We start from the raw sequence: 11,674 nt of genomic DNA on the forward strand, positions 1-11,674 counted from the left end.
AATTATCAATTACCAATTACCAATTACCAATTACCAATTACCAATTACCAATTACCAATTACCAATTACCAATTACCAATTACCAATTACCAATTACCAATTACCAATTACCAATTACCAAATATAGCATTTCCTAGTCTAATGAAGTACAAAACTATCTGCGTTTGTCAGCGTCCATCTGCGTTTAATTATTATTGCTTGTACTTCACTAAAATAGGAATTGATATACCAATTAGCGGTTCGAATTACGAATTATTTATTACCTACTCCAATTACTAATTCCCAGTTATTAAGTTTGCCCACGTCTAGGGCAGCGTAGTCAATGACTTGTAATTGCCAGTTACCTTTTGCGGGTAAAGAAAGTAATTGTTTCAGGGCAGGATGCGATCGCACTGTGTAAGTGTTTTGTAATTGATTACGACGACCTAATGTACGACTTTGTAATAAAATCCGCTGATTATTAGGAGCAATTAAATAAACTTCTAAATCTCCTAAAAAATCATGGGTGATATTCACGGTAACTTGGATATCTGTGACATTGACAGCTTCATTAATAGCGATCGCACTTTTAATTCCCTGTCTATTATTATCAGGAATATTCACAACTTGAGAATTTTTGACCTGAATTTGTTTATTGGTAATTTTAGCAACCGCACCCATCTGCTGCGCTAGTCTCACAGCCTTAGCAGCATTAACTTTGCCATAACCAAACCATTGACTATGACCATTACTATCATAAGTACCCCCACGCACACCCAACTGAAGATCAGGGTTATTATCCACTATTTTATCAGCCGTATCTTGGAGAATCCGTTTAACTTGTTGAGCCGTTAAATCAGGATTAGCTGATAATACCAAAGCCGCTACTCCTGCCACAATGGGAGTAGAACTGGAAGTACCGCCAAAGTTTTTAGTAAAATTTCCAGCATCATAACCAGCCGCACCTATTTGATCTGTTGTAAATACTCCCAATCCAAATAGAGAAGAAACAATTGCCGGTTGTGTATAAACAAAACCAGTTTCTTGAAACCACATTCCTGGGGGAGCATTATTACTGGGAGCGCAAACAGAAACATTACCTCCCCAATTACTATAAGCAGCCTTTTTATTTAAACTAGTAGACGCAGATACAGTTATCACATCAGGATGAACAGCAAAACCGCTTAACCAATTTGTGTTACCTTGAACAATATTTTTCGGCCAATTCTGTTCATTTATAGTCCCATTAATGGGACGATTAGCATTTCCGGCTGCGAAAACAATCACACATCCTTTCCCCTTGCGTCCATTGGTAGCAGCCCGGTTAATAGCGGCTTTTTGCCGAATAGAAAGGGGAAAATAAACAGCAGAAGCTCCCCAACTACAAGAAATTACACTTGCGCCTTTTTCTATAGCCCAATTAAAAACATCTTCAATTGATTGATCATCTAAAAAACCAGTAGTGCGAATGGGCATCATTGCACAACCAGGTGCAACTCCCACAATTCCTGAACCATTTTCTTCAGCTACAGCTAATCCTGCACAAGCAGTCCCATGACTGGTTTCTTTTTCTCCTGGTAAGGGTAAAAAATCATTTTCTTTTAAATCTCTAGGAGCAACAATTTTACCTGTACCTTGAAAATCTGGATGTTTTAAATCAAAGGAATCATCTACTACAGCCACCACGATAGAACGCACACCACGAGTAGTATCCCAAGCTTGTTCTACGGAAATATGCGAACCAGCTACCAATTGATTACTACTATTATGATTGAGATACCATTGCTGGGAATAAAGAGAATCTTTGGGTTTATAATTGGGTTCTTGTTGAATGAGAATATTCGGTTCAGCCGCTAAAACTTCTGGCAATGTTTGTAAATAATTGGTAATTTTAACGGGATTTTGTGTGGATTGTTTACTAACAAGAAAAATGAAGGTATTTGGTATGCCGAATACTGGTTGATCTTGAACTAAATTCAATGTACTGGTAATAGTATTAATTTTAGTATTATCTACCCAAGTAGCAAATTGAATTGTAATTTGGTCGCTGAGATAAACAAAAGTTCCGGGATTATTTTCCAATGTATAAACATGACTCACAAAGTCCACATTTTCATCATTGCGTAATTGAGACATAACTGCATCTAGCTGATTAGGAAAGACCGTATATAGTTCTAGTTTCGCTTGAGGAATACTCCGCCGCCATACGCTACCAGGAATCTGTGTTAATTTTTCATGGGGGAAATTAGCATTGGGACGGATAGTAAAACGATACAACGTTTTTTCTAGCATTAACTCTTCACCACCGCGTTGTAAGATTAGTGACTGGCTGTTATTTGCTACATCTGATTCAGGAAAATCCGCAGGATTAATATTATCACTCATAAGAATTGGGGATTGGTTGAATTAGCCAAATTGAAAAAACCTTGATTTGTAGGTTGGTTTGTGGAACGTTTATGTTTGCACAGCAATGGGACAAAATCCAACGCATTTGTTGGCTTTCCTTGGGTCAACCCAACCTACAAAAAATGGCGAATATATTGTGAATATACAGCACTTCCCGGTGTTATGAGGTACATATCTAGCGGGCAAGACTTGTACTGAGCTTGTCGATAGCGCAGCGTGGCGTTAGCCATAGTATGCCCGCACTACAAGAGTACCGTTGTTTCGATCTGCTTGCAGCAGCGCTAGTTCCCTCCGGGACGCACTCGCGTTCGCTATCCGTGTCTTTACCCCTGAGAGTGTAAAATTACTTGTATAGGCATAAAAATTGTGCAGATTCAAAAGTATCTTTGTATAAGCATTCAAAACGAACAAAATTGTGCTTTTGTGCAAGTTGGTACAAAGTAGTTTGAGTTTCGGGGAAATCATAAGTAGATATATGATTTTCAATCATGGACATATCTTGAGACGAGAGTGCAGTCCAGTTTTGACGCATATTTTCTAAGTAGCGATTAACAAATTTTTCTCGGTCTTCCCCTTCTTTACAAACTATGTCAATCAAAACAAATACACCCTTGGGTTTCAAAAGATGGAATACTTGCTCAATAACTTTATCTTTTTGTGCCAAACTTAGATGATGTAAAACAAAGGAAGTCGTAACTATATCAAAGCTTTGTTTTCGGTTTTCCGCTAGTTCCTCAACAACTTTCGATATGTCGTCTTGAATAAAAGTTTGTTCACAGTTAATTTGTGCCATGTTGCCTTGGGCAATTTCCAAAGCAGCCGCAGATAAGTCAATTCCGGTATAGGAGGCAACGGTAGTATTTAATAAAGCTTGAACTGATGAACTAGCATCACCGCATCCAAGTTCAAGTAAGGAAAATGGTGCTGGCAAGTAATCAGTTAATAATTTATGCAAAACACCATAAATTTCTCGGTGTTCCATGCAATTATTGGCTAAGACTTTTTGATATATTTCCCAATTCTTCTTAAAGTAATTATCTGATTGAGTTTTCAGAGTATTCATGGAAGCATCCGCATAACTGACAGTATATTGAAAATAATAGCAGTATAAAGCGTTATCACTTAATTAACTTTTCTCCCACCTGCAATATTAGAGGTAATGGCTAGAAAATAGTTATTTTGTACTATATTTTGAATTCCAAAATCAGGTTTGTAACGTTTTGTTACGCAATCAACATTTATGAACATAGTCCGTACCATACTTAATTATAGAATTTAACTATTACTCAATTCAAGTATTTACTTCTACCAAGGCATTCATTTAATAAATACCAAGAATTAAGGGGGTTAACTGCAAATTTCTTCTATCGGATTGCCCAGGGATGGAATTTATTGGCCAATTTACAAATTAATGAAAAAGTTCCGTAAATTTTTCAGTCTGAATAGGAGCGATCGCGTGCTTCTGTTTAAGGTTGTGTTTCTACTGGGAACAATCAGGTTAGCGTTAAAATTGCTACCGTTTAGTCAATTGCGGGGTCTTTTGGCAAAAATTTCACAGCCAAGGGCTAATTTGCCAGGAACAGACGAGGCTGATGTCAACAAAGTGGTTTGGGCGGTGAGGGCGGCTAGTCCCTATTTACGGGCGGTTTGTCTTCCTCAAGCTTTGGCTACGCAGGTTTTGTTGGCTCGGCGTGGTTTTTCTTCTGAGTTACGCATTGGTTTCACGAGGGCTACAGGTGGGCGGATGTCGGCTCATGCTTGGGTGGAATGTCAAGGGCGTGTGGCGATCGGTGGCACGGGGAATATGGCTGGTTATATTCTGGTGCCGTTGTCGGAGGAAATGGTTCGGGATGGCTGGTGTTTATTTTCTTGAATGAATATCGGTTTATGATTTTTAAGTTCATTTTTAGTCACAAGAGTTGAGGTAACGATTATGAGTAACGAAAAACAGTTTTCCCAAGGGTTTACGCCTAATTTGCCTTTGTGGTCTTTTCAGCTTCAGAAGGATTCTAAGTTAGCGTTGAAGACTCGCAAGGATTTGGAGATTCACCTGATTACTCGTGCTTTGAAGGATGAGTCGTTTCGGGCTGAGTTGATTGCGAATCCCAAGGCTATTATTGAGCAAGAAATAGGGTCTAAGTTGCCTAATGAGCTTGAGATTACGGTGTTGGAGCAAACAGAGGATACTATTTATATGGTGTTGCCTTGTAATCCTTATGAGGGGTTATCGGAGGAGGAGTTGCAGGCGAATTTGGGGATGAGTTATGAGGATGTTGCTCAGTGGGTGTTAGACCAACAGGGAAGTACTCTCTTCAGTGACAAAAAAAGTGTAGAAATTATTGTAAATACTTGGACTGACAATACCTACAAGCAAAGATTTCTTAATGGAACTGTAACAACTCTTGAACAAGTAATTGAAGAAGAAATTTCAATTAAATCCAATAATCCAAACGTACAAATCTACGTAGAAACTTTTGATTCTATCTTTATGGTAATCCCGAAAATTTCTATTCCTCCTGAAATTCCTGTTGAATCGCTTGACATGAACGTATTAATGATTGCATCTCATCCTACAACTATCACAGGGCAGACTCAACCCAGTTCGACCTGTACTACTAACGGTGCCTGCTGTGGACACTGTGTCTTCTTATCTATAATTTTTAATTAGTTAAATCGAAGGCAGCTAAACGTCATTCTCGTTAGTGTCTTTATTTATTCGCGCTCCAGATTTAAGCTTTCTGAAATCCTTATACAGTGAGGTCCGTTTTTTTGTCTTTGAACCAGCGCGAAAGATTTGTGACACTAACTCATTCTCACTAGATCTACTATTTCTATTTCTTTGAGTTAAAAACAAGCACACTTTGAATTTTTGAGATAATATAATTAAAATGGAATTTACAAAAAAAGAACTCAAGGAGATTAGCGATAAAGCGAGTACGCTATCTGAGCGATTACATCAGAACTTTTCCTGTAAAGATAATTACGAACATGACTATCTTTATCGTGAGAGAATAGAACGCTGGTGTCAAGTGGTAGCTGATGGAAATTGGGAACAATTTAGGAAACGACTTTTGTGGGATTGTTTAGATATCAACAAACTTTCCAAGATTTTAAACTTAAACTACACAAACAATTTAGAAAAATTACCGACTTGGGTAAAAATCCTAAATGAATGTTTAAAATTGTTTGAGGATCTAGATCTGATATTACAAAATGATAATTGTTTAGATGTTAAAGATCCATTCCCTTATGAAAAAATATTACTTCCATTTATTCAATGGTATCGAAAAGAATTAGTTGAACAGGTAGGTTATGAGTCATACACGTTGCTGTCACGTAAGGCTCACTTAAATCTTGAGAGGAGTCTTCTGAATCGCATTTCTAGTCTTTGTGTTTTATCATTAGAGGTAGAATTTTCAATATTTAAGCTTACAAAACAGTCATCTATAGTTAGATCTTCAAACCAAAAGCTTGACAACATTACTTATTATAACTTCTTTATTGATTATTTGTGTAAAGATAATAAACTCCTTGATTTTTTTAGAGATTATCCAGTTTTAGCACGTTTGGTGATAACAGCAGTTGAGTCTTCTGTAGATGCGGATCGAGAACTTATTACCCATTTAATATCAGATTTATCTGATATTAAAAAAATATCTCCAAGTCTACTTGATTTAGGAAAAGTTGTTAATGTGCAACAAGATATTTCTGATTTCCATAGTAATGGGCGTTCCGTCAGAATTCTTCAGTTTGAATCTGGATTTAAATTGGTTTATAAACCGAGAAATTTAGGCGTAGATAAAATCTATCTTGAATTATTAGATTGGTTGAATGTGAATAAATGTCCTTTTGATTTTAGATTATTTAAAATCATCGATAAATCAACCTATGGCTGGGTTGAATTTGTAGAAACAATTTCTTGTAAAAACACGGAAGAGTTAAAGCATTACTACCAAAGAATGGGAGCCCTGTTATGCCTGGCGTACACGTTAGATGCTACGGACTTACATTGTGAGAATCTAATTGCTTGTGGAGAGTATCCTGTATTAATTGATCTAGAAACTTTAATGCATCCTACAGTCAAGGAGTTGTATTCTACAGAACTCACTGAAAATACCAATTTTACAACATATGTTCAAGACTTAGCTGATCACCAATTTTGTAAGTCAGTACTTCGTACTTCTCTTTTGCCAGAATGGCACATTCAAGAAAGTGGTTTTACTGTTGATGGCAGTGGTCTTGGTGGAGTTGGCAAGCAGGAAGAAATGAAAAATTGGTATCAAACCTATATGAATCATCTGTTTGAGTTTGGTGAAAAACAAACTCAACAAGATCTTCGTCAAGAATATGATTTTTCTTTACGACAAAAATACGCAGAACTTTCTCTTTATTATTCTTGTATTATTGAAGGCTTTAAAGAAACGTATCATTTTTTAATGACACATCGTCTTTCCTTATTGAGCAGTAGCCCAATAGCAAAGTTAGAATATCAAGAAGTACGTTTTATATGCCGCCAAACCCAAACTTATGCTTCAATTTTAAAACGTACACTTAATCCTAAATTTCTGCGCAATGGTGTTGAGAGGAGCATTGAAATTGATATGCTTAGCAAAGCAATGATTGTATCAGATACAAAACCTATATATTGGCATTTGCTAGACATAGAAAAACAAACACTAGAATGCTTAGATATACCACTTTTTCGGACTAGTTCAAGCAGCAACGCATTAAGGATTGATGTCGATAGAGTTATTGAGAACACTTTCGTAGAGCCCAGCTTTGCTATAATGATAAAAAAAATAAACGCGCTAAATGAGAAAGACTTAAAGCGTCAGATACTATTTATACAAGGCTCATTTCATTCACGCTCCCTCGACAATTCAGAAGTTTCATTATCATCGACTTCTTCCTATCATAGTTCAAGCAAAATTCCATCATTAACACAAGAGGATTTAGTACGAAAAGCTTTATTAGTAGCCGAGGGGATTCGAGAGCAATCTTTTCGTTCTACTGATGGAAGCTTGACTTGGTTTGCCCCTCAATACAAGCCATCTATAAATCGCTTTCAATTCCAACAGATGAGCCATGAATTATATCAAGGAGTTGCTGGCGTATGTTTGTTTTTAGCGGCAATAGAAAAGGTTACTGGGACTTCAGAATTTAGAGATGTAGTGTTTGGTGGTTTACAATCTTTTCGTCACAACTTGAGAGATGAACAGTCTTGTAAGAATTTAAAATTAATTGGTATTGGTGGTGCCACAGGACTAGGGTCAATTTTGTATGTTTTAACTCGTATTAGTAAATTCTTAGATGAACCTAATTTGCTAGATGATGCAAAGTTTATTGCCTCTATAATCACTGATGATATGATTGAATCCGATCAATCTTTTGACATTATTTCAGGAGCCTCTGGAACAATTTTAGGGTTATTAACTTTATACAGTATTATTCCTGAGACAACTATCTTAAATAAGGCAATTATGTGTGGAGAACATTTGTTAAAAAATCGCACTGTTAGTCAATCTGGTTATAGAACTTGGGGAACCCTAAATAATCTACTTCTGACTGGGCTTTCTCATGGAGCGGCAGGTATTGCTTATACTTTACTTCGTTTATACGAAATAACTAGCAAAGCTGATTTTTTAGAAGCTGCTTATGAAGCAATTTTGTATGAGCAAAGTGTTTTTAGCAATGAAGAGAAAAACTGGCCAGACTTTAGATTGCGTCCTCATGACAATGATAACAAAACATTAAGATTTATGAACACTTGGTGCAATGGTGCTCCTGGAATTGGTTTAGCAAGACTGGGGGGATTAACAATTCTTGATACTCCCGAAATCCAACGAGATATTGAATCAGCGATTCAAACCACTGTAAAAACTAAGCTCACACAGATCGATCATCTCTGTTGTGGAAATTTTGGTCGCATAGAGTTTTTGTTTGCGGCAGGACAAAAACTCTCTTCCCCTCAACTATTGAAAATCGTTGAAGAACAGGTATCGCAAATTATTAATTCTGCTCAACAGAGAGGTCATTTTGGTTATGGTTCATTTTTGACCTGTAATTCAGCTTTCTTCCAAGGCGCATCTGGAATTGGCTACCAACTCCTACGACTAGCCTACCCAGACCAACTCCCCTCCGTCCTGCTGTGGGAATAACCCATGCCTTCCTCCCCTCCCAAACTCAAACAAAAAATTCAAAGAGCCTTACAACTCAATCGCGCCCTAAAACTCATCTGGCAAAGTAGCCCCATCTGGACGATCGCCCGCCTAATCCTGCTCACCATCCAGAGTATCCTGCCCCTACTTTCACTCTACCTAATGAAAGTAATCATTGATACCGTAGCCGCCAGCCTAAACACCAAAACCACCGCCCTTTCCCAAGTATTTCTCCTCATTGCCCTCACGGGACTCATCAACCTGATTATTGCCCTCAGTAGCTCCCTCACCGAACTCATCAACACCACCCAAACCGAACTCGTCACCGACTATATGTACGGCATCGTCCATGCCAAAGCCATTGAAACAGACCTAGAATACTACGAAAACGCCCAATACCACGACACCCTGCAACGCGCCCAAAGAGAAGCCTACTTTCGCCCCCCCCATATCCTCAATAGCCTCCTCCAACTCATCGGGAACAGCTTCTCCCTCATCGCCATAGCAGGACTGCTTTTTTGGTTCCACTGGGAAATCACCGCCATCCTCTTCATCGCCACCCTCCCTGGACTTTTTGTACGCCTCAAATATGCCGACGAAATGTACCAATGGAAACATAAACGCACCGCCACCGAACGCAAAACCTATTACCTAGACTGGCTACTCACCAATAGCCTATTTGCCAAAGAAATCCGCCTCTTTGGACTTGGTTCCCTCTTCAGTCGCCGCTTTCGTCACCTCAGAAAACAACTTTACCGAGAAAGCCTTGCCATCTCCCAACGTAATGCCCTGAATGGTCTCATCGCCCAAACCAGTTCCATCCTCGCCATCTATGGTTCCTACGCCGTTATTGCCTACCAAACCATCCAGGGACACTTCACCCTCGGCGACCTGATCATGTATTACCAAGCCTTCCAACGCGGACAAAGTTCTCTTCAAGGAGTCTTCAGTAGCCTAGCTGGCCTTTACGAAGACAACCTCTTTCTCGCCAATCTCCACGAATTTCTCGACCTCAAACCCAAAATCCTCGAACCCACCCATCCCCAACCCATCCCCCCATTACAACAAAAAGGCATTCAATTTCACAACGTCAGCTTCCAATATCCCACCAGTAACCGCCAGGGATTAACCAATATTTCCCTGAATATTCCACCAGGCAAAATAGTCGCCTTAGTCGGTGAAAATGGTGCAGGCAAAACCACCCTCATCAAACTGCTGTGCCGACTCTACGACCCCAGCGAAGGAACCATCACTTTTGAAGGACAAGATCTGCGCTCCTTTGCTATTTCCGACCTCCGCCGGCAAATTGGAGTCATTTTTCAAGACTACGCCAAATACCATCTCACCGCCCAAGAAAATATCTGGCTAGGCAACATTGACCTTCCCCCAGGCGATCGCCGCATCACCGAAGCCGCCCGTCAATCAGGAGCCGATGAAGTCATTACTGGACTTCCCGATAACTACGAAACCATATTAGGCTCTTGGTTTGAAACAGGAGAAGAACTCAGCATTGGCCAATGGCAAAAAATCGCCCTAGCCCGTGCCTTTCTTCGTGATGCCCAAATTCTCATTCTTGACGAACCCAGTAGTTCCCTTGATGCCAAAGCCGAAGAAGAAATCTTCCAAAAATTCCGTCAACTTATCCAAGGTCAAACCGCCATTCTCATTAGCCATCGCTTATCTACCGTCAAAATGAGCGATCATATTTATTTTCTCGAAAATGGCAAAATTATCGAAAATGGAACCCATCAAGAATTAATGCAATTAGGTGGTCACTATGCCCATCTCTTTGAAACCCAAGCCCAACATTATCGGTAAAAACAGTATGACGAGTATTTCCGTTGCTCCATCCCAACTGTCGCTTAAAGAATCAGCCCAAACTGCTCGCCCTGAAATCGAGTTACTGTTATGCTGTGCCAGAACTCAACTCTCTTCCGAAATCAGCCAACAAATCCAAAACCTAGTTCAGCAAACCCTCGACTGGCCATACCTTATCCAAACCGCCGCCCGTCATAGTGTTCTCCCTCTCCTCTATCAAAACCTTAAAACCCTCTGTCCAGAAGCCGTCCCCAAACTCGTCCTATCCGAACTCCGCAATTTCTTTCATACCAACGCGGCTCACAACCTTTTCCGTACCCAAGAACTTCTTAAAGTTCTTAAACTATTTCAAGATAATGATATCCCTGCGATTCCTTTTAAAGGACCTGTTCTAGCGGCTGCAATTTATGGTAATTTGGCTCTACGACAATTTGGCGATTTAGATATTTGGGTTGACAGCAAAGATTTTCTGACAGCGATTGACCTCCTTACTGCTCAGGGATACCAAACATCCAAAACATCATTAATACAAACAGGGCTAAGGAGACTTGCGCTATACAAACTCTATATTGAATACAATGCCCACGAGTATCCCCTCAACAGCATCGATAATCGAGTCCACATTGATATTCACAAAAGTATTACCAGCAAAAGCTTTTTCCTATTTCAACTTGATTTTGAATATCTATGGAAGCGTCTTGAGCCAATTTCTCTTTTTGGCACAGAAGTACCTAACTTGCATCCCGAAGATTTGTTGTTAATTCTCTGTGTACATGGTTCCAAACATGGCTGGGAAAGACTGGGATGGATCTGTGATGTTGCTGAGTTTGTTCTAGTCTATCAGCAGATGGAGTGGAAACTCCTAATCGAGCAAGCAAAAACCCTCGGTTGTGAACGAATGCTTTTGATGGGTCTATTGCTTGCACAACAACTTTTAGGTATTGATCTACCAGAACCCATTCATCAAAGCATTGAGGCAAATCCAACAAGTAAATTATTGGCTATGCAAGTGCGCCAGGGACTTTTTCATGACAGTTTAATTTTTGAAGCTAGTTCAAAATTTAGCTACGGTTTCAGAATGATGGAACGCCCACAGGATAAATTCCGTTATTCTGTCGGATTCATCATCAATAAGAGCTTCATACCTATCCTTATAGCCATTAGAGATTTTATTATAACCCACATTCCGCACCCCAAACTGTCACAGATCAAAAAAGCCCTTAAAGTAGTACATAATAACTAAAGTCAATTCAAAAATTAAGATGCTTAATGAGAATAAGTAGCATTAAAAGGGACGTGGTGTGATAAAGTGA

At 39.2% G+C, this 11,674-nt stretch carries 7 protein-coding genes and 2 pseudogenes; 7 read left to right on the forward strand and 2 right to left on the reverse strand.

The annotated features are described in order from the left end of the window. Window positions 1–43: 43 nt before the first annotated feature. Together PN450_RS24035 and PN450_RS24040 are read left to right on the forward strand one after the other, a co-directional pair. Window positions 44–106: pseudogene (locus tag PN450_RS24035) on the forward strand (alpha/beta hydrolase); the annotation flags it as partial. After that, window positions 87–137: pseudogene (locus PN450_RS24040) on the forward strand (hypothetical protein); the annotation flags it as partial. The pseudogenes PN450_RS24035 and PN450_RS24040, both read left to right, overlap by 20 nt. Before the next feature lie 115 nt (window positions 138–252). On the opposite strand, the gene PN450_RS05685 reads toward PN450_RS24040, so the two are convergent. Both PN450_RS05685 and PN450_RS05690 read right to left on the reverse strand, forming a co-directional pair. Continuing rightward, window positions 253–2,364, reverse strand: a complete 2,112-nt coding sequence (locus PN450_RS05685) for a S8 family serine peptidase (RefSeq protein ID WP_271835680.1) — start codon at window positions 2,362–2,364, stop codon at window positions 253–255. Window positions 2,365–2,728: 364 nt separating this feature from the next. Then, a complete protein-coding gene (locus tag PN450_RS05690; protein ID WP_148765871.1) occupies window positions 2,729–3,448 on the reverse strand; it encodes a class I SAM-dependent methyltransferase in 720 nt (239 codons plus the stop codon). Window positions 3,449–3,796: 348 nt separating this feature from the next. Here PN450_RS05690 and PN450_RS05695 point away from each other — a divergent pair, with 348 nt between their 5' ends. The 5 genes from PN450_RS05695 to PN450_RS05715 all read left to right on the forward strand — a co-directional run bounded on the left by PN450_RS05695 (window position 3,797) and on the right by PN450_RS05715 (window position 11,604). Beyond that, window positions 3,797–4,258, forward strand: a complete 462-nt coding sequence (locus PN450_RS05695) for a lasso peptide biosynthesis B2 protein (RefSeq protein WP_271835681.1) — start codon at window positions 3,797–3,799, stop codon at window positions 4,256–4,258. A 60-nt stretch (window positions 4,259–4,318) separates the two neighbouring features. Next, complete coding sequence (locus PN450_RS05700) at window positions 4,319–5,053, forward strand: NHLP leader peptide family RiPP precursor (RefSeq protein WP_271835682.1); 735 nt, start codon at window positions 4,319–4,321, stop codon at window positions 5,051–5,053. A 220-nt stretch (window positions 5,054–5,273) separates the two neighbouring features. Further along, window positions 5,274–8,543, forward strand: a complete 3,270-nt coding sequence (locus tag PN450_RS05705; protein ID WP_271835683.1) for a type 2 lanthipeptide synthetase LanM family protein — start codon at window positions 5,274–5,276, stop codon at window positions 8,541–8,543. A gap of 3 nt (window positions 8,544–8,546) precedes the next feature. Continuing rightward, window positions 8,547–10,361, forward strand: a complete 1,815-nt coding sequence (locus tag PN450_RS05710) for an ABC transporter ATP-binding protein (RefSeq protein ID WP_271835684.1) — start codon at window positions 8,547–8,549, stop codon at window positions 10,359–10,361. Beyond that, a complete protein-coding gene (locus PN450_RS05715) occupies window positions 10,321–11,604 on the forward strand; it encodes a nucleotidyltransferase domain-containing protein (RefSeq protein ID WP_271835685.1) in 1,284 nt (427 codons plus the stop codon). The genes PN450_RS05710 and PN450_RS05715 overlap by 41 nt, the downstream gene beginning before the upstream one ends. The last annotated feature ends 70 nt before the right edge of the window (window positions 11,605–11,674 follow it).

The sequence above is a fragment of the Dolichospermum lemmermannii CS-548 genome (assembly GCF_028330815.1).
Lineage (GTDB): Bacteria > Cyanobacteriota > Cyanobacteriia > Cyanobacteriales > Nostocaceae > Dolichospermum > Dolichospermum lemmermannii.